The organism is Nocardioides aequoreus, from assembly GCF_000720335.1.
Lineage (GTDB): Bacteria > Actinomycetota > Actinomycetes > Propionibacteriales > Nocardioidaceae > Marmoricola > Marmoricola aequoreus.
The window spans coordinates 281,064-299,134 of sequence record NZ_JOJN01000002.1 but is presented as its reverse complement, the minus strand read 5'-3'; the positions used below and the strand labels follow the sequence as shown (position 1 = coordinate 299,134).

Below are 18,071 nucleotides of genomic sequence, written 5' to 3'. Positions count from 1 at the left end.
AAACGCGTTGTGCACCACCGATCCTTAAGGACTGACTTCACTGTGACCACCACCGTCTCCGCCCTCTCGACCCCCAGCGCCGGCGCCGCCTTCGAGACGACCGAGCTGGAGCGTCGCGACCTGCGCGCCGACGACGTCCGCATCGCGATCCGGTACGCCGGCATCTGCCACTCCGACATCCACCAGGCCCGGGGCGAGTGGGGTGGGGAGACCTTCCCGATGACGCCCGGCCACGAGATCGTGGGCGAGGTCGTCGAGGTCGGCGACGCGGTCACGCGCCACCAGGTCGGCGACGTCGTCGGGGTCGGCTGCTTCGTCGACTCCTGCCTGGAGTGCGAGGCCTGCAAGGACGGCGAGGAGCAGTTCTGCTCCCAGGGCGTCGTCCAGACCTACAACGACACCGGCTACGACGACCAGCCGACCCACGGCGGCTACAGCCAGCAGGTCGTCGTGCGCGACCACTTCGTGGTGCGCATCCCCGACGGGGCCGACCTGGCCGGCACCACCCCGCTGCTGTGCGCGGGCATCACGACGTACGCCCCCCTGGTGCGCTACGGCGCCGGCCCGGGCCGCAAGGTCGGGGTGATCGGCATGGGCGGACTGGGTCACGTCGCCGTCAAGATCGCCGCCGCGCTCGGCGCCGAGGTCAGCGTGCTCAGCCGCACCGCGGCCAAGCAGGACGACGGGCTCGCCTTCGGGGCCACGCACTACCACGCCACCGAGGACGAGGGCGTCTTCGACGACCTGGCCGGCTCCTTCGACCTGCTGCTCAACACCGTCGGCGACGGCATCCCGCTCGACTCCTTCATGGGCCTGCTCGGTCGCGGCGGCACGATGGTCAACCTCGGCGCTCCCAGCGACAAGCTCGAGGTCGGCGCCTTCTCGCTGCTCCCCTTCCGCCGCTCGCTCGCCGGGTCGATGGTGGGGGGCCTGGAGCAGACGCAGGAGATGCTCGACTTCTGCGCCGAGCACGACATCGTGGCGACCGTCGAGGTCATCTCGGCCGACCAGGTCGACGACTACTACGAGAAGGTCGTCTCGGGCGACGTGCGCTACCGCGCGGTCATCGACACCGCCACGCTGACCGGCGCCTGACCCGCCGCGGGCACCGGGCTGCGACACTGAGCCCATGGCGTACGACGCAGTGCTCGCCGACCGGGTCCGGGACGTGCTCGAGACCCTGGTCGGCGTCGACGCGGCCTCGGTCGTGGAGAAGCCCATGTTCGGCGGCCTGGCGTTCGTGGTCGACGACTACCTGGCCCTGGCGGTGAGCCACCAGGGCGGCCTGCTGCTCCGCGTCGACCCCGACGCGGAGCAGCAGCTGCGCACGCGGCCGCACGTCGACGACCTGGTCATGCGCGACCGCCCCGTGCGGGGCTGGCTCCGTGTCGAGGCGGAGGGCTGCGTCCTCGACGAGGACCTGCGCCGGTGGGTCGAGGAGGGTGTGGCGCGGGCCCACCAGCTGCCCGCACGACACGACGACGCGGCCCGCACCGCCGACGGCTGAGCGCCCAGGTCGGCTACAGCAGCACCACGAAGGCCGTGACCCCGGCGATCACCACGAAGGTGCGGAGCACCCGGTCGGGCAGGTGCCGGCCGATGTGGGCGCCGACGTAGCCCCCGACCACGCTGCCCGCGGCGAGCAGGGCGATCGCCCGCCAGTCCAGCGGCGCGAGCACCAGGAAGATCAGCGAGGCCACGAGGTTGGCGACCGCGAGCGAGAGGGTCTTGAGCGCGTTGATGACCCGCAGCTCGAGGTCGAGGCCGAAGCCGAGCACCGCCATCATCATCACCCCGGCCCCCGCGCCGAAGTAGCCGCCGTAGACGCCCGTCAGGGTGGCGAAGCAGGCCGTCACGGGCGACATCCGCTCGCGGTCGGCGACGTCGTCCCCCCGCCGGGCGCGCACCAGGCGCGAGACCAGGGGCTGGATGCCGACGAGCACCGCCGTCAGCAGCACCAGCCACGGCACGACGGCCTCGAAGACCCCTGGTGGCAGGGCCAGCAGCAGCAGCGCCCCCGCCACCGCGCCGACGGCGCAGGTCAGCAGGATCGCGAGCCCGAGCCGCGGGTGCGCGCGCAGCTCGCGCCGGTAGCCCAGCGACCCACTGAGCCCGCCCGGGAGCAGCCCCAGGGTGTTGGAGGCGTTGGCGCTGACCGGGGGCAGCCCCACGGCCAGCAGCACGGGGAAGCTCAGCAGCGAGGCGACGCCCACGGTCGAGGCCAGCACGCCGGCCCCCAGTCCCGCCGCGACCACGGCGAGGACCTCCAGTCCCGTCACTCCCCGGTCAGCTCGCCGGGCTCGCGCAGCAGCGCGACGTCGCTGACCATCTGCACGTGCGCGTGCATCGCGTCGGCGGCCTGCGCCGGGTCTCCCGCGCGGATCGCCTCGGCGATCGCGGCGTGCCCCGCCAGGGAGTCACGGGGGCGGCCGGGCTGGGAGAGCGACTCCAGGCGCGTCTCCCTCACGAGCTCGCCGATCTCGGCCATGAGCCGGGCGAGCAGGTCGGAGTGGGCGGCCGCGGTGACGGCGGCGTGGAAGACCTCGTCGCCCTCCACGCCGCGCCCGCCGCGCTCGATGTCGGCGGCCATGGCCTCGAGGGCGTCGTCGATGCGCGCGAGGTCCTCCTCGGTACGCCGCTGCGCGGCCAGCGCCGCCAGCTTGGTCTCGAGCGCGTCGCGGGTGTCGATGATCTCGGGGATCCGGTCGGCGTGGGCGCGGATCGCCTCGCCGATGCGGGGGCCGGCGGTCGACCGGGTGACGACCGTGCCGTCGCCGTGGCGCACCGCGACGACGCCGACGACCTCCAGCGCCACCAGGGCCTGGCTCAGGGTGGCGCGGCTGACGCCGAGGCGCTGGGCGAGCTCGCGCTCGGGCGGGATCCGGTCGCCGGGCTCGAGCCCGTTGTCGGCGATCCACCGGGTGATCTGCTGCGCCACCTGCTCGTAGAGCCGGCTGCGCGAGAGCCGTCCCGGGAGGGAGTCGAAGGAGGTCACGCGGCCGAGTGTATTGACAGATGCCGTAGTGGGCTATTGGCTAGGCCACTGATCCAACACGTGACCGCGGTCACGAAGGAAGGGAGATGCCGGTGGGACCGGAACTCATCGCGATCCTCGCCCTGGTGGCGTTGTTCGTCGTCGGCACCCTGCTGCCGATCAACATGGGAGCGCTGGCCTACGTCGCTGCGTGGCTCGTCGGCATGTACGCCCTCGGCTGGGACGAGAGGGAGATCCTCGCCGGCGTCAGCGGCGACCTGATCCTCACCCTGATCGGCGTCACCTACCTCTTCGCGATCGCACGCAACAACGGCACGGTCGACCTCATCGTCGCCACCGCGGTGCGGGCCGTCGGCGGCCGCGTCGCGCTGATCCCGTGGGTGATGTTCGGCGTCACGGCGCTGCTCACCTCGATCGGCGCCGCCAGCCCGGCCGCCTGCGCGATCATCGGCCCGATCGCCCTGGGCTTCGCCGGCCGCTACAAGATCAACCCGCTGATGATGGGCATGTTCGTGGTGCACGGCGCCCAGGGCGGCGGCTTCTCCCCGATCAGCATCTACGGCGTCATCACCAACTCGGTGATGGAGCAGGCCGGCCTCCCGGTCGGTGAGCTGACGCTCTTCTTCTCCAGCCTGGTCGTCAACCTGATCATGGCGACGATCCTCTTCGTGCTGCTCGGCGGGCGGCAGCTGATGAGCCAGCGCCTCGACCCCGACGACGACACCGTGCACGGCCACCGCGAGGGCGTCAGCGTCCCGGCCCGCGGCACCGGCGACTCGACGTCCTCGACCATCCAGGCGCAGGGCGTGCGCCGCGACCAGGTGCTGACCCTCGTCGCCTTCGTGGGCGTCGCCGTCGTCGCGCTGGTCTTCGAGAAGAACATCGGCTTCGTGGCCATCACCGCCGCCGTGATCCTGGCGATGCTCAACGCCCAGGAGCACAAGGACGCCGTCAAGCAGATCGCGTGGCCGACGGTGCTGCTCGTCGCCGGCGTGTCGACGTACGCCACCATCCTCAGCGCCTCCGGCAGCCCGGAGTACGTCGGCCGGTGGGCCGCCGGCCTCGGCGTGGCTGCCCTCGGCGCCCTGGTGCTCTGCTACGTCGGCGGCGTGGTCTCGGCCTTCGCCTCCTCCACCGCGCTGCTGCCGATCATCATCCCGATCGCGGTCCCGCTGATCAGCGAGGGCGGCATCAACGCCGTGCTCTTCGTGGCGGCCCTGGCGATCTCCTCGACGATCGTCGACGTCAGCCCCTTCTCGACCAACGGCGCGCTGATGCTCGCCAACCGGCCCGACTCCGTCGAGGAGCGCGTCTACTACAAGCAGATCCTGACCTACAGCGTGATCGTCGTGCTGGTGGGTCCGCTGCTCGTGTGGGCCGCTCTCGTCCTCCCAGGATGGTGATCGCATGACCGACGCTCCACTGACCGCTCCCCTCGACGACCTGCTCGTCGTCGACCTCTCCCGGGCCCTCGCCGGCCCGCACGCCACCCAGATGCTGGGCGACCTCGGGGCCCACGTGGTCAAGGTCGAGGCGCCCGGCCACGGCGACGACACCCGCGGCTGGGGGCCGCCCTTCGTCGGGCCCGACGAGGAGCCGGTGTCGACCTACTTCCTGTGCACCAACCGCAACAAGGAGTCGATCGCCCTCGACCTCAAGGCCGAGGCCGACCGCGACCTGCTGCTGCGCCTGGTCGACCGCGCCGACGTGCTGGTGGAGAACTTCCGCACCGGCGTCCTCGAGCGGCTGGGCCTCGGCATCGAGTCGCTGACCGAGCGCAACCCGCGCCTGGTGGTGCTCTCGATCACCGGCTTCGGCCACGACGGCCCCGAGGGCGGGCGCGCCGGCTACGACCAGATCGCGCAGGGCGAGGCCGGGCTGATGTCGCTGACCGGCTCCGGCCCCGAGGACCCCCAGCGCGTCGGCGTCCCGATCGCCGACCTGCTCTCCGGCATGTACGGCGCCTACGGCGTGCTCGCCGCGCTGCACGAGCGCGAGCGCACCGGCCGGGGCCGCGTGGTGCGCACCTCGCTGCTCGCCGCCACGGTCGGGGTGCACGCCTTCCAGGGCACCCGGTGGACCGTGGCCGGCCAGGTCGGCCGGGCGCAGGGCAACCACCACCCGTCGATCGCGCCGTACGGGCTCTTCCGCTGCCGCGACGGTGCGGTGCAGATCGCTCTCGGCAGCGAGGGCCTGTGGCGCAAGTTCTGCGAGGGCTTCGGGCTCGACCCGGCCGCCCCCGGACTGGCGACCAACCCCGAGCGGGTGGCCGCCCGCGAGCGGGTGATCGAGGTCGTCGAGGCGGCCTTCGCCGACTGGGACGCCGAGCCGCTGCTGGCCCGGCTCGCCGAGGTCGGCATCCCGGCCGGCAAGGTGCGCACCCTCGACGAGGTCTACGAGTGGGACCAGACCGCCAGCCAGGGGCTGCTCGTCGACGTCGAGCACCCGGTGCTGGGGCGCGTCACGCTCCCGGGCCCGCCATTGCGCTTCTTCGACGGCGACGGCCAGGAGGTCACGCGGCGCGACCACGGGGCGCCCCCGACGCTCGACCAGCACGGGGCCTCGATCCGCGCGTGGCTCGAGGAGCAGGTGGCCGAGCGGTGACGGGTCCGGAGCGGGCGCGGCGCTGGTCGGCGGCCGAGCTGGTCGACCTGGTGCTCGACGAGGGCACCTTCGAGTCGTGGGACGAGCCGATCGACATCGGCGCCCACAGCGAGGCCTACCAGGCCGAGCTGCGCGCGGCGGCCGCGAAGGCCGGCACCGACGAGTCCGTCGTGACCGGCTACGGCGTCGTCCGGGGCCGCCCGGTGGCCTTCGTGATCAACGAGTTCCGCTTCCTCGGCGGCACGATCGGCCGCGCGGCCGCCGGCCGGATCGTCGCCGCCGTACGACGCGCGACGGCCGAGGGGCTGCCGCTGCTCGCGACCACCGCCTCGGGCGGCACGCGGATGCAGGAGGGCACGCCCGCCTTCTGGGAGATGGCCGAGATCTCGCGCGCGGTGATGGCCCACCGCGCCGCCGGCCTGCCCTACCTCGTGCACCTGCGCCACCCGACCACCGGCGGCGTCTTCGCGTCGTGGGGCTCGCTCGGCCACGTCACCGTCGCCGAGCCGGGCGCACTGGTGGGCTTCCTCGGGCCCAAGGTCTACGAGGCCCTCAACGGCGAGCCCTTCCCCGACGGCGTGCAGCGCGCGGAGAACCTCCGCGACCACGGCGTCATCGACGCCGTCGTCTCGACCGAGCAGCTGCCGGGACTGATCGACCTCGCGCTCTCGGTGCTCGTCGACGCACCCAGCGACCCGTCGCTGCCGCTGCGCGACGTCGCGCCGCCGCCGCGCGGCACCTGGGAGTCCGTCGAGCTCACCCGGGAGGACACCCGCGCCGGCGTGCGCGACCTGACCCGCTACGGCTCCTCCACGACGCTGGCCCTCAACGGCACCGAGCACGGCGAGCGCGACTCCTCGGTGATCGTGGCGCTGACCCGGCTCGACGGCCAGCCCTGCGTGCTGGTCGGCCAGGACCGGCTCCGCCAGACCCCCGAGACCCCGCTCGGCCCGGCCGCGCTGCGCCAGGCCCAGCGCGGCATGGCGCTCGCCGAGGAGCTCGGGCTGCCGCTCGTCACGGTCGTCGACACCCCGGGGGCCGAGCTGTCGAAGGCGGCCGAGGAGGGCGCGGTGGCCGGCGAGATCGCGCGCTGCATCGCGACCCTGACCACGCTGACGGTGCCGACGGTGTCGGTGATCCTCGGCCAGGGCTGCGGCGGGGGAGCGCTCGCACTGCTGCCCGCCAAGCACGTCGTGGCCACGAGCAACGCCTGGCTCTCGCCGCTGCCGCCCGAGGGCGCCTCGGTGATCGTGCACGGCGACGTCGCGCACGCCCCGCAGATGGCCGAGGCCCAGGGCGTCGCCGCCCCGGCGCTGCACGCGGCCGGGATCGTCGACACGATCGTGCCCGAGCTCCTCGACGACGGTCCCGAGGAGCTCGCCGTCGCGGTCGCCGCCGTGGTGCGCCGCGCCCTGGCCGACCAGCTCGCCGACCGGCCGGTCGACCAGCCGGGGTGAGCACCGACACAGTCCCCGGTGGTGCGCTCGATGCGAGGCTTCGGGCCCCGGTGCCCTAGGCTGGAGGGGCTGGACCGTCCTCTCGTCGCGGTCCACGAGGTGTGTCGCAGCCCCTAGCGACGGCTCCACACCTCCGCCCCGGGTCTCCGGTGGCGTTGCGACGAGGACCCACGAACTCCGAGAGCTGAGCTTTCTTGTCCTCCTCCTTCGCAGGCCTCGGCCTGCCCACCGACCTCGCCGACATCCTCGCCGGCCAGGCCATCACCACTCCCACCCCCATCCAGGCGGCGACGCTGCGCGACGCGCTCGAGGGCCGCGACGTGCTGGGCCGGGGCCGCACCGGCTCCGGCAAGACGCTGGCCTTCCTGCTGCCCCTCGTCACCCGCCTCGGCCAGGGGCGGCGTACGCCGAAGAAGCCGCGTGCGCTGATCCTGGCCCCGACCCGCGAGCTGGCGACCCAGATCGACGACGCGCTGCGGCCGCTGGCCGCCGCCCGCGGCCTGGTCAGCCGGACCGTCTTCGGCGGCGTCGGCCAGAACCCGCAGGTGCGCGCGCTCGGTCAGGGCGTCGACATCGTCGTCGCGTGCCCCGGCCGTCTCGAGGACCTGATCCAGCAGGGGCACGTGTCCCTGTCGCAGGTCGAGATCAGCGTGCTCGACGAGGCCGACCACATGGCCGACCTGGGCTTCCTGCCCGCCGTGCGCCGGCTGCTCGACCAGACGCCGCAGCGCGGCCAGCGGATGCTCTTCTCCGCCACGCTCGACTCGGGTGTCGACGTGCTGGTCAAGCGGTTCCTCACCGACCCGGCCGTGCACCAGGCCGACTCGGCCCAGTCGCCGGTCAGCGCCATGGACCACCACGTGCTCCACGTGTCGGCCGCGCAGCGCCTCGACGTGCTGATCGACCTGGCCAGCGCTCCCGGCCGCACGGTCGTCTTCACCCGCACCAAGCACGGCGCGAAGAACCTCGCCCGCCGGCTGAACTCCGCGGGCGTGCCCACGGTCGACCTCCACGGCAACCTGGGCCAGAACGCCCGCACCCGCAACATGGACGCCTTCCGCGCGGGCAAGGCCACGACCCTGGTCGCCACCGACGTGGCGGCCCGCGGCATCCACGTCGACGACGTCGCCCTCGTGGTGCACGCCGACCCGCCGGCCGAGCACAAGGCCTACCTGCACCGCTCCGGGCGCACGGCACGTGCCGGCGCCACGGGCACCGTGGTCACGTTGATGACCGACCAGCAGGTGCGCGACGTACGTCAGCTGACCCGCGCCGCCGGCATCAACCCCACCACCACCAAGGTCTCGGGCGCCAGTCACCCGGTGCTGCTCCAGCTCGCCCCCGGCGAGCGCTCGCTGGTCGAGGGCGGCCTGCAGCTCGCCACGCCGGCGGCGGAGGGTCGCGGCAACGGCGGCGGCAACCGTGGCAGCAGCCGCGGCGGCAACGGCGGCGGCAACGGCGGCGGCAACGGCGGCGGCAACGGCGGTGGCAACGGCGGTGGCCGGCGTCGCCGGCCGGCCGGCCAGGGTGCCGGTCAGGGCGGTCAGGGCGGTCAGGGCGGCGGCGCCCCGAAGTCCGGTGGCTCGCGGAGCCGTCGCGGCGGCCAGTCGCGCGGCCAGTCCCGCCCCCAGTCCTCCGGTCGCGCCCACAGCGCCAGCGACTTCAGCCGCGGCCGCTGACCCGCCCGTCACCCCCCGACACGTCACTCCCTGACCGCCGACACGTCACTCCCTGACCGCCGACACGTCACTCCCTGACCGCCGACACGTCACTGCCTGACCGTCGAGGCGTCACTCCCTGACCGTCGACGCGTCACTCCCTGACCGCCGACACGTCACTCCCTGACGGTCTGCTGTCAGGGAGTGACCTCTCGGGTGTCTGGGAGTGACCTCTCGGGCGTCTGGGAGTGACCTCTGGGCGGTCAGGGAGTGACCTCTCGGCGGGGTCAGGGGCGGGGGGTGAAGCCCCAGCAGCGACCGAGGAAGTCCAGCTCCAGCTCGGCGGTGCGGACGATGTTCTCGGGCTTGCGGAAGCCGTGGCCCTCGCCCTCCAGCTCGACGACCTCGACCTCCCGGCCGCGGGAGCGCAGCGCGTCGGCGATGGCCGTCGTCTGCGAGGGCGGTACGACGCGGTCGTCGAGGCCCTGCAGCAGCAGCAGCGGGGCGTCGATGCCGTCGACGTGGTGCAGCGGCGAGCGGGCGTCGTACGTCGCTCGCGCGGCCGGCCACGGGCCGATCAGGCCGTCGAGGTAGCGCGACTCCATCTTGTGGGTCTCCTGGGCCAGCAGCGAGGGGTCGGCGACGCCGAAGTAGCTGATGCCCGCGCTGAAGACGTCGTGGAAGGCCAGAGACGCGAGCACGACGTAGCCCCCGGCGGAGCCGCCGATGACACCCATGCGCGCGCCGTCGACGACGCCCGCGTCGGCGAGGTGCTGCGCGCCGCGCACGACGTCCTCGATGTCGACGACGCCCCACCCGTCGCGCAGCCGCTCCCGGTAGGCGCGGCCGTAGCCGGTCGAGCCGCCGTAGTTGACGTCGAGCACGGCGATGCCGCGCGAGGTGTAGTAGGAGAAGCGGGCGCTCGGCACGGTGTTGGTGGCCGACGTCGGCCCGCCGTGCGCCATCACCAGCAGCGGCGGCAGCTCGCCGTCCGGGGCGGCGGCGTCGGGGTGGGTCGGCCGGTGCAGGAAGCCGTACGCCGTGTCGCCGGCGTGGCCGGGCCACGAGACCGCCTCCGCCTCCGCGACGTACGCCGCCTCGGGCACGGTGCCGCGGCGCGCGACCACCTCGGACCCACCGGAGGGATCGACGGCGACGGTCGTCCAGCCCTCGGTGACGTGGCCGACCTCCGCGACCAGGCCGTCGCCGTGCGGGGCGAGCCCGCTGACCGCCGTGACGGTGTGCGGCAGGTCGGTGGCCTCACCGTCGCCGTACACCGTGATCCGCTCGCGCCCCTCGACGACCCGCACCGCCGCCACCCGGCCCCCGGGCAGCGCCGCGAGGGTGCGGGTGCGCAGCTGCCACCCCGGCAGCCCGTGCTCGTGCACGGTCGGGGCCAGCGCCACGGGGGTCGAGACGGGCTCCGCGTCGACGACGTGCGGCACGGCGACGCCCTCGGGGTCGGTGAGGAAGGCGAGCCGCCGGCTGTCGAGCCAGACCGGCTCGGACGCCGAGGCGCCGAGCGCCCCGCCCGCCACCCGCCAGGACTCGGCGACGTCGCCCTCGGGGGTCAGCCGGCCGAGCCAGACCTCGCCGGCGTCCCACGGCATGCCCGGGTGCGACCACTGCACCCAGGCGAGGTGGGCGCCGTCGGGGGAGAGCGCCGGGTCGGCCACGAAGTCGGGCAGCGCCGGGTCGCCGGCGTCGTCGGCGTCGGGCCGGGGGAGCGGACGGCGACGGCCGGGCACCACGACACGGGCCTCACCGCCGCGCAGCGGCAGCCGCACCAGCTCGTTGACCGGCTCGACGTCGGGGTCGGTGTGGTCCTCGCGCACGACGTAGACGACGCCGCGGCGCACGTCGACCTCCATGGCCGACCAGCGCAGCGCGGCGTCCGGCGTCCGCGGGGTCAGCGCCACCGGGTCGCCGTCGAGACGCCAGAGCCGCTGGGTCTCGAAGTCGACGGCCAGGACGACGCTGTCGCGCGCGGCGTAGGCCCCGCCGCCGTACTCGTGCACCCGCGAGCGCACCGACATCCACTCCGGGGAGACGTCGGAGACGGTGCCGTCGGTGTCGCGGCGGCACAGGATCACCCGGGCGCCGGTCTCGGGCCGCGACTCCAGCCAGTGCACGGCGCCGCCGTCGGAGGTGGGCGAGGCCGGTACGCCGGCGCCGGCGACGCGGTCGCGCGCGGCGACGGGGGAGGGCCAGGAGCCGAAGGAGAGCGTGCTCATGCGCCCATCCAACTACGTGGTCGCGCGGAGGGGGCGGACGCCGGCCGGCTGCCCCGCTCCGGGCGACCTCCTATCCTGGAGCCATGGAGGTCCTGACCCCGCGCGACGTGCCACTCGGTGGCCTCCGGGCGATGACCGTGCGGCGCACGCTGCCGCAGCGGCAGCGCTCGCTGATCGGCGCCTGGTGCTTCCTCGACCACTACGGGCCCGACGACCTCGACGAGGCCGAGGGCATGGTGGTGCCGCCGCACCCGCACACCGGCCTCGCCACGGTCAGCTGGCTCTTCACCGGCGAGATCGAGCACCGCGACTCCGCCGGCCACCACGCGGTGGTGCGGCCGGGCGAGATGAACCTGATGACCGCCGGACGCGGCATCTCCCACAGCGAGTACTCCACGCCCGCGACCCGCGTGCTCCACGGCGCGCAGCTCTGGCTGGCGCTGCCCGACGCCGACCGGCAGGTCGAGCCGTCCTTCGAGCACTACGTGCCCGAGCCGGTGCGCGGCGACGGGTGGGAGGCCCGGGTCTTCCTCGGCTCCCTGCTGGGCTCCGAGTCGACCGTGCTGACCCACTCGCCGCTCCTCGGGGCCGAGCTGGTCCTGCAGGCGGGTACGACGCTGCGGGTGCCGGTCGACGCGGCGTACGAGCTCGGCGTGCTGGTCGACTCCGGGTCGGTGCGCGTCGACGGCATACCTCGAGACGGCCTCGTCCCTCGGCCTCCTCAGCAACCGCCGCTGCAGGCCCACGAGCTCGGCTTCCAGGAGCCGGGTGCGGAGGTGCTGGTGCTGGCCGCCGAGGAGGACGCCCGGCTGCTGCTGCTCGGGGGGCCGCCCTTCGGCGAGCGCATCGTGATGTGGTGGAACTTCGTGGGTCGCAGCCACGACGAGGTCGTGCGCTACCGCGCGCAGTGGGAGTCGCGGCTCGACGAGGGCGACCCTACCCGCTTCGAGCTCCCCGACGACGACCCCCTGGCGCCGCTGCACGCGCCGCCGCTGCCGACTACGCGGATGGTCCCCCGGGGACCGTGACCCCGCGGCGTACGCTCGCGCCGTGACCGCGCGACGCTCCCTCCTGGCCGACCTCGCCGCCGAGGGGCCGGTGCTCCTCGACGGCGGCATGGGCACGCTGCTGCAGGAGCGCGGCCTCGAGGACGGCGCCCCCGGCGAGCTGTGGAACCTCGAGCGCCCCGAGGCGGTCCGCGAGGCGCACCACGCGTACGCCGAGGCGGGCTCGCGGGTGCTCACCACCAACACCTTCGGCGGCACCCGGCCCAGGCTCGAGCTGCACGGCCTCGGCGACCGGGTCGAGGAGGTCAACGCCGCAGCCGCACGGATCGCCCGCGAGGTGGCCGACGAGCACGGTGCCCTCGTGGCGGGCGACCTCGGCCCCACCGGCGAGCTCCTCGAGCCGCTGGGCACGATGAGCGCGGCGCAGGCGCAGGAGTGCTTCGCCGAGCAGCTGCGCGGGCTCGTCGCCGGCGGCATCGACGTGGTGCTCGTCGAGACGATGAGCGACCTCGGCGAGGTGGAGGCGGCGGTGGCCGCGGCCCACGAGGTCGCGCCCGGCCTGCCCGTCGTCGTCACGATGAGCTTCGACACCAACCTGCGCACGATGATGGGCGTCGCGCCCGCGGCGGCCGTCGCCGCCGCGGCGCGGCTCGGCGTCGACGCCGTGGGCGCCAACTGCGGGCGCGGCCCCGGGGAGATGGAGCAGATCGCCGCCGAGCTCGTCGCGGCCCGCTCCGAGGGCCTGCTCGTCGCGGCGCAGAGCAACGCCGGGCTGCCGCAGCTGGTCGGCGACCGCTTCGAGTACGACGCGTCGCCCGACGACCTCGCCCGCCACGCGGCGGCGCTGCGCGACCTCGGCGTCGACCTCGTCGGCGGCTGCTGCGGCTCCACCCCGGCACACCTCGCGGTGATGAGCCGCGCCCTGGCGTGATGGCCCCCGACGACACCGACGACACCGACGGCACCCTCGTCGGCGACGACGGCGTCCGGCGCTGCCCGTGGGCCGGCGACCCGGGGATGATGCGCGACTACCACGACACCGAGTGGGGCGTGCCGGTCACCGACGAGCGCGGGCTCTTCGAGCGGCTCTGCCTCGAGGGCTTCCAGGCGGGGCTCTCGTGGGCCACGGTGCTGCGCAAGCGGCCGCGCTTCCGCGAGGTCTTCCACGGCTTCGACGTCGACGCGGTGGCCGCGATGGGGGAGGCCGACGTCGAGCGCCTGCTCGGCGACCCCAGCATCATCCGTCACCGCGGCAAGGTCGAGGCGACGCTCCGCAACGCCCGCGCCACCGTGGCGCTGCGCGAGGAGGAGGGACTGGTGGCCCTGATCTCGTCCTTCGCCCCCGAGGACGACCCGCAGCCGCGCACGGCGGCGGAGGTGCCCACGGTCTCGCCCGGCTCGACGGCGCTGTCGAAGGCGCTGCGCCGGCGCGGCTTCGGCTTCGTCGGACCCACCACCATGCACGCGCTGATGGAGGCCACCGGCCTGGTCGACACCCACCTCGTGGGCTGCCACCGTCGCGGCGTCGCCCGGTGAGGGGCGGCGGGTCGCTCAGGACTGGTCGGTGTCCTGGCCGGTCTCGTGGGCGGGCTCCCAGCGGGCCCGGAACTCCTCGAGGCTGAGGGAGTCGAGGTCCTCGCGGACCTCCCGCAGCAGCTGGGCGGCCTCGTCCTCGTCGAAGTCCTCGAGGCGGAAGAGCTCGGTCTGGTCGTCGCGGCGGCGTACGACGACGTCGCCCTCGGCGGCCGTCGGGTCGCCCAGGGCGGCGCTCACGATGCCGACGGCGAGGTCCTTCGCGTGCTGCCACGCGCCACCCTCGCGCAGGTCGATGACCGCCTCGTACTCCGCACCCGCCACGTCGCTCATGCCTGCACGGTATCCGTCAGTCCCCGAGCGCCTGCTGCTCGGCACGGGCCTCCGCCGAGGCCGAGGAGGTGCGCAGGGTGACCTGGGGGAGCAGCGAGAGGATCGCGAAGGCCACGAGCAGGGTGACGGAGGCGGCCAGCAGCACTGCGCTCATCGACTCGGCGAAGCCGACCTGGAAGGGGTGGGCGACCACGTCGCTCATCCGGCCGATCACCGAGGAGTCGTCCTGCACGGAGGTGAAGACGCCACCGGCGGACGACGGGTCGGCCAGGCCGGCGAGCACCTCGCGGTCGGCGGCCGTGCGGGGGATCTCGCCCGCCTCGGCGGCCGCGCGCAGCGTGCCCGCCTCGGCGCGGAAGGCGCGAACGATGTTGTCGCCCAGGCTGCCGAAGAGGATCGAGAGGAAGACGGCGACGCCGAGCGTGCCGCCGAGCTGGCGGAAGAAGGTCGAGGCGCTGGTGGCGACGCCGATCTCGGAGGGGGGCACGGCGTTCTGGGCGATGATGGTCAGCGGCTGCATGCACTGCCCGAGCCCGAGGCCGAGGAAGACCATCCCGGTCATCATCCAGACCAGGCTGGTGTCGGCGGAGACGAAGGACAGCGCGAACATCGCGACCGCCCCCATGCCGGAGCCGATGATCGGGAAGAGCCGGATCTGGCCGGTGCGCGAGGTCACCTGGCCGGTGAGGATGCCGGCGGCCATCATGCCGCCGACCATCGGCACCATCATCAGCCCGGCCTGCGTCGGCGACGCGCCGTGCACGATCTGCATGTACTGCGGCAGCACCGTGATCGCGCCGAACATCGAGGCGCCGATCACGAAGCCGCCCGCGATCACCACGGCCGCGGCGCGCAGCCGGAAGATGCGCAGCGGGATCAGGGCGTCGTCGCCCATCCGGCGCTCGGCGAGCAGGAAGCCCACCGTGCCCAGCAGCCCGACGGCGTACGCCGTGAGCGCCTGCGGCGAGGCCCAGCCCCAGTCGCGCCCCTGCTCGGCGACCAGCAGCAGCGGCACCACGCCCATGGCGAGGAAGGCGGCGCCGAACCAGTCGATGCGTGCCTCGCGGCGCACGTGGTGCAGCTTCAGGTTGCGCATCACCACGACGAGCGCCGCGATCCCGATGGGCACGTTGACCAGGAAGACCCAGCGCCAGCCGACGATGCCGAGGATCGACTCCTGCCCGGCGAAGAGCCCGCCGGCGACGGGGCCGAGCACGCTGGAGGTGGCGAAGACGGCCATGAAGTAGCCGGTGTACTTCGCCCGCTCGCGGGGGCTCACGATGTCGCCGATGATGGCCAGCACCAGTGTGAAGAGCCCGCCCGCGCCCAGGCCCTGCAGCGCGCGCAGCACCGCGAGGTTGTACATCGAGGTCGCGAAGGAGCAGGCGGCCGAGCCGACGATGAAGATCGAGATGGCGACCATGAAGAGGGTCTTGCGACCGTAGAGGTCGCCGAGCTTGCCGTAGATCGGCGTGGTGATGGTCGAGGTGATCAGGTACGCCGTCGTGGCCCACGCCTGCACGGAGAGCCCGTCGAGGTCGTCGGCGATGGTGCGCACGGCCGTCGCCACGATCGACTGGTCCAGCGCTGCGAGGAAGAGCCCGAGCAGCAGCCCGGAGAGGATCGTCATGATCTGTGCGTGGGAGTAGGTCTCCTCCGGCGTGGCCGGGGCTTCCTCTCGATGGTTGCCCTCGGTCACCTACCCGAGGCTACCGGGCGACCACAGCGTCCCGCGGTGCTGCACTAGGTTCTCGCCATGGTCCAGCAGCCGGCCGAGCCCCGTGCCCGCGTGCACGCCTTCACCGACGACGCGATGGGCGACGACGACGCCGTCGAGCTGGTGGCCAGGATCCGCGCCGGCACCGTCTCCCGGCGGGAGGTCGTGCAGGCCGCGGTCGAGCGCAGCCGCCGCCTCGACGAGGCGCTGGCCGCGGTCGCCGCCGAGCGGTACGCCGCCGCGGTGGTGGAGGCGTCCGCCCCCCACGAGGGCTTCTTCGCCGGGGTCCCGACCTTCGTCAAGGACAACAGCGACGTCGCCGGGCTGCCGACCCAGCAGGGCTCGCGTGCGTACGTCGCCCGCCCGGCGGCCGCCGACGGCGACGTCGCCCGGGTGCTCGGCACCCTCGGGCTCACCGTGCTGGGCAAGACGCGGCTCTCGGAGTACGGCTTCAGCGCCAGCGCCGAGTTCGTCCACGAGCCGCCCGTGCGCAACCCCTGGCACCTTGAGCACTCCTCCGGCGCCTCCTCGGCGGGGGCGGCGGTGCTGGTCGCCGGCGGGGCCGTGCCGCTGGCCCACGCCAACGACGGGGGCGGCTCGATCCGGATCCCCGCGGCCGTCAACGGGCTGGTGGGGCTCAAGGCCACCCGGGGTCGCATCCCGAGCGACCGCGCCAACCGCGAGATGCCCGTCCGGATCGTGCACGACGGCGTGCTGACCCGCAGCGTGCGCGACACCGCGGCGTTCGTGCGCGAGGCCGAGCGGGCCTACCGCGACCTCTCGCTGCCGCCGGTCGGCGACGTCACCCGGCCGGGCCGCAAGCGGCTCCGGGTCGCCCTGGTCACCGAGTCGCTCGGCGGCCGGGCGGTCGACGACGAGGTGCTGGCGGTGGTGCGCGCCACCGCCGCCCTGCTGGAGCGGCTCGGGCACGACGTCGAGCCCACGCCGGTGCCGGCGCCGGAGAGCTTCGTGGAGGACTTCCTCGACTACTGGGCCTTCCTCGCGCTCGCCCTCACGACGTCGGGCCGGCGCGGGCTGGGTCCCGACTTCGACGCCACCCGGCACGACGAGCTCACCCGGGGCCTGGCCGCACGCGCCCGGGGCCGGCTGTGGCGGATGCCGCTGGCGATCGGTCGGCTCCGCGCGAGCCAGCGCCGCAGCCGGCGCTTCTTCGCCGACCACGACCTGGTGCTGAGCCCGACCCTGGCCACCGTCACCCCCCGGCTCGGCTGGCTGCACCCGGGACAGCCCTACGAGACCGTGATCGAGCGGCTGGTCGACTGGGTCGCCTTCACCCCGCTGCAGAACGCCACCGGTGACCCGTCGATCTCGCTGCCGCTCGGCACGTCGTCGCAGGGTCTGCCGGTCGGCGTGATGCTCTCCGGGCCGCGGGGGCACGACCGCCGGCTGCTGGAGGTGGCCTACGAGCTGGAGGAGGCGCAGCCCTTCGCGCGCATCCAGGTGCCCTGACGCCCCTCTCAGCGGGCGACGAAGGCCTCGCCCCGGAGCACCGGCACCAGGTCGCTGCCGTCGAGCTCGAGCGCCACCTCGACGTCGGCGGCGTACCCCATCTCGGCGAGCTCGCGCGAGCTCGCCAGCGAGCGCAGCCGCGTCCCCAGCCGCGGCAGCGCGTCGTGGTAGGCGGCCATGGCGGCCGAGGCGTCGGCGTCGGGACGCCGCATCGGCCCGGCCGTCAGCGCCGCCGTCAAGACGGCGCCCGCCCCCAGCAGGTCCTCCAGCGCGGGCCGCAGCGTGCCGTCGGGCCAGTGCTCGCCCGCCGCCACCACCACGCCGGTGCCGGGCTGGTCGGCCAGCCAGCGGCCCACCGCGGTCGCGTTGCGCAGGCACCCGGCGGCGACCTGGGCCTGGCCGCCGACGGCATGGCAGATCGTGGAGCCGTTGGGGGAGGGCAGCACCAGGCGTCGTACGGACGCCGACTGGCGCACCGACACCGGCGAGAGGCTGGTCTCGCCCGGTGAGGCGTGGTGCCGGGAGCGGGCCAGGGTGGCGCCGTGGCGCAGCGCGAAGGCCGCGGACCCCTCGTAGCCGTGGGGCAGCACGGTGACCCCCAGGTCGACGGCCACCGACAGCGTGGTGCTGAAGCTGAGCACGTCGACGACCACCACGCTGCGCGCTCCGGCGGCCACGGCCTCGCGAGCGCCGGTGAGTCCCCAGGCGAGCCGCAGGTCGCTCGGATCCTCGTCCTCGTGGGCGTTCGTCATGCCCGCATCATGGTCGACGGCGCCCGCCCAGACCTCGATTTACGGTCACTGCCCAGGCGTGTGTATTCTTCTCGACGGCCTCCGGGCCGCGCCCCTTTAGCTCAGTCGGCAGAGCGTCTCCATGGTAAGGAGAAGGTCTACGGTTCGATTCCGTAAAGGGGCTCTGGGTGGGTCCGCGAGCAGCGGGCACGCACCCGAGGCGGGGTAGCTCAGCTGGTTAGAGCGCACGACTCATAATCGTGAGGTCGCGGGATCGAGTCCCGCCCCCGCTACTCCAACTCTCGACCGCAGCACCAAGCAGGGAAGAAGGC

General features: G+C 74.1%; 16 protein-coding genes and 2 tRNA genes. 12 read left to right on the top strand and 6 right to left on the bottom strand.

What is annotated here, in order from left to right; all coding sequences use genetic code 11:
* Positions 1-42 precede the first annotated feature (42 nt).
* Both IG63_RS0103985 and IG63_RS0103980 read left to right on the top strand, forming a co-directional pair.
* A complete protein-coding gene (locus tag IG63_RS0103985; protein ID WP_030483088.1) occupies positions 43-1,095 on the top strand; it encodes an NAD(P)-dependent alcohol dehydrogenase in 1,053 nt (350 codons plus the stop codon).
* A gap of 34 nt (positions 1,096-1,129) precedes the next feature.
* Positions 1,130-1,507, top strand: coding sequence for a TfoX/Sxy family protein (locus IG63_RS0103980; RefSeq protein WP_030483087.1), 378 nt, complete (start codon positions 1,130-1,132; stop codon positions 1,505-1,507).
* Positions 1,508-1,520: 13 nt separating this feature from the next.
* On the opposite strand, the gene IG63_RS0103975 is transcribed toward IG63_RS0103980, so the two are convergent.
* Both IG63_RS0103975 and IG63_RS0103970 read right to left on the bottom strand, forming a co-directional pair.
* Positions 1,521-2,279 carry a sulfite exporter TauE/SafE family protein gene (locus IG63_RS0103975; RefSeq protein ID WP_030483086.1) on the bottom strand — a complete coding sequence of 253 codons (759 nt, stop codon included), beginning with the start codon at positions 2,277-2,279 and terminating at the stop codon, positions 1,521-1,523.
* Positions 2,276-2,995 (bottom strand): FadR/GntR family transcriptional regulator, encoded by a 720-nt coding sequence (locus tag IG63_RS0103970; protein WP_030483085.1) that lies wholly within the window; start codon positions 2,993-2,995, stop codon positions 2,276-2,278. Before IG63_RS0103970 ends, IG63_RS0103975 begins: the two co-directional genes overlap by 4 nt.
* An 86-nt stretch (positions 2,996-3,081) precedes the next feature.
* Here IG63_RS0103970 and IG63_RS0103965 point away from each other — a divergent pair, with 86 nt between their 5' ends.
* From IG63_RS0103965 to IG63_RS0103950, 4 genes are all read left to right on the top strand, one after another.
* Positions 3,082-4,398 (top strand): SLC13 family permease, encoded by a 1,317-nt coding sequence (locus tag IG63_RS0103965; protein ID WP_245604300.1) that lies wholly within the window; start codon positions 3,082-3,084, stop codon positions 4,396-4,398.
* A gap of 4 nt (positions 4,399-4,402) precedes the next feature.
* Positions 4,403-5,599, top strand: coding sequence for a CaiB/BaiF CoA transferase family protein (locus tag IG63_RS0103960; protein WP_030483083.1), 1,197 nt, complete (start codon positions 4,403-4,405; stop codon positions 5,597-5,599).
* A complete protein-coding gene (locus tag IG63_RS0103955) occupies positions 5,596-7,056 on the top strand; it encodes a carboxyl transferase domain-containing protein (RefSeq protein WP_051706127.1) in 1,461 nt (486 codons plus the stop codon). Before IG63_RS0103960 ends, IG63_RS0103955 begins: the two co-directional genes overlap by 4 nt.
* Positions 7,057-7,250: 194 nt before the next feature.
* Entirely contained in the window at positions 7,251-8,735 is a 1,485-nt protein-coding gene (locus tag IG63_RS0103950; RefSeq protein ID WP_030483081.1) for a DEAD/DEAH box helicase, read from the top strand.
* 266 nt (positions 8,736-9,001) lie between these two features.
* Here the strand turns inward: IG63_RS0103950 and IG63_RS0103945 are convergent, their stop codons facing one another.
* On the bottom strand, positions 9,002-10,948 hold the full coding sequence (locus tag IG63_RS0103945) for an alpha/beta hydrolase family protein (protein ID WP_030483080.1): 1,947 nt from the start codon (positions 10,946-10,948) through the stop codon (positions 9,002-9,004).
* An 83-nt stretch (positions 10,949-11,031) separates the two neighbouring features.
* Here IG63_RS0103945 and IG63_RS0103940 point away from each other — a divergent pair, with 83 nt between their 5' ends.
* Genes IG63_RS0103940 through IG63_RS0103930 form a run of 3 tightly spaced genes read left to right on the top strand, consistent with a single transcriptional unit; the run spans position 11,032 to position 13,491 of the window.
* Positions 11,032-11,976: a pirin family protein gene (locus IG63_RS0103940; protein WP_030483079.1), complete on the top strand. Its 945-nt coding sequence runs from the start codon at positions 11,032-11,034 to the stop codon at positions 11,974-11,976.
* A gap of 22 nt (positions 11,977-11,998) precedes the next feature.
* Positions 11,999-12,886, top strand: a complete 888-nt coding sequence (locus IG63_RS0103935; RefSeq protein ID WP_211249186.1) for a homocysteine S-methyltransferase family protein — start codon at positions 11,999-12,001, stop codon at positions 12,884-12,886.
* Entirely contained in the window at positions 12,886-13,491 is a 606-nt protein-coding gene (locus tag IG63_RS0103930) for a DNA-3-methyladenine glycosylase I (protein WP_030483077.1), read from the top strand. The genes IG63_RS0103935 and IG63_RS0103930 overlap by 1 nt, the downstream gene beginning before the upstream one ends.
* A 15-nt stretch (positions 13,492-13,506) precedes the next feature.
* Here IG63_RS0103930 and IG63_RS0103925 read toward each other — a convergent pair whose 3' ends face one another.
* Complete coding sequence (locus IG63_RS0103925; protein WP_030483076.1) at positions 13,507-13,821, bottom strand: hypothetical protein; 315 nt, start codon at positions 13,819-13,821, stop codon at positions 13,507-13,509.
* Between the two features lie 16 nt (positions 13,822-13,837).
* Positions 13,838-15,520, bottom strand: a complete 1,683-nt coding sequence (locus tag IG63_RS0103920; protein WP_051706126.1) for an MDR family MFS transporter — start codon at positions 15,518-15,520, stop codon at positions 13,838-13,840.
* A gap of 57 nt (positions 15,521-15,577) precedes the next feature.
* Between IG63_RS0103920 and IG63_RS0103915 the strand changes: the two genes are divergently transcribed.
* A complete protein-coding gene (locus IG63_RS0103915) occupies positions 15,578-17,008 on the top strand; it encodes an amidase (RefSeq protein ID WP_030483074.1) in 1,431 nt (476 codons plus the stop codon).
* A gap of 8 nt (positions 17,009-17,016) precedes the next feature.
* Here the strand turns inward: IG63_RS0103915 and IG63_RS0103910 are convergent, their stop codons facing one another.
* The gene (locus tag IG63_RS0103910; RefSeq protein WP_051706125.1) at positions 17,017-17,760 is read right to left on the bottom strand and encodes a 2-phosphosulfolactate phosphatase; all 744 of its coding nucleotides are present in this window, start codon (positions 17,758-17,760) and stop codon (positions 17,017-17,019) included.
* Positions 17,761-17,850: 90 nt separating this feature from the next.
* Here IG63_RS0103910 and IG63_RS0103905 point away from each other — a divergent pair.
* Both IG63_RS0103905 and IG63_RS0103900 read left to right on the top strand, forming a co-directional pair.
* Positions 17,851-17,923 (top strand) — tRNA-Thr (locus IG63_RS0103905).
* Between the two features lie 35 nt (positions 17,924-17,958).
* Positions 17,959-18,032: transfer RNA gene (locus tag IG63_RS0103900), tRNA-Met, on the top strand.
* The last annotated feature ends 39 nt before the right edge of the window (positions 18,033-18,071 follow it).

Coding starts and splice junctions, on each gene's coding strand:
- IG63_RS0103980 (WP_030483087.1), top strand. CDS start 1,130: ATGGCGTACGACGCAGTGCTCGCCGACCGGGTCCGGGACGTGCTCGAG.
- IG63_RS0103965 (WP_245604300.1), top strand. CDS start 3,082: ATGCCGGTGGGACCGGAACTCATCGCGATCCTCGCCCTGGTGGCGTTG.
- IG63_RS0103960 (WP_030483083.1), top strand. CDS start 4,403: ATGACCGACGCTCCACTGACCGCTCCCCTCGACGACCTGCTCGTCGTC.
- IG63_RS0103945 (WP_030483080.1), bottom strand. CDS start 10,948: ATGAGCACGCTCTCCTTCGGCTCCTGGCCCTCCCCCGTCGCCGCGCGC.
- IG63_RS0103940 (WP_030483079.1), top strand. CDS start 11,032: ATGGAGGTCCTGACCCCGCGCGACGTGCCACTCGGTGGCCTCCGGGCG.
- IG63_RS0103930 (WP_030483077.1), top strand. CDS start 12,886: ATGGCCCCCGACGACACCGACGACACCGACGGCACCCTCGTCGGCGAC.
- IG63_RS0103925 (WP_030483076.1), bottom strand. CDS start 13,821: ATGAGCGACGTGGCGGGTGCGGAGTACGAGGCGGTCATCGACCTGCGC.
- IG63_RS0103915 (WP_030483074.1), top strand. CDS start 15,578: ATGGTCCAGCAGCCGGCCGAGCCCCGTGCCCGCGTGCACGCCTTCACC.
- IG63_RS0103910 (WP_051706125.1), bottom strand. CDS start 17,760: ATGACGAACGCCCACGAGGACGAGGATCCGAGCGACCTGCGGCTCGCC.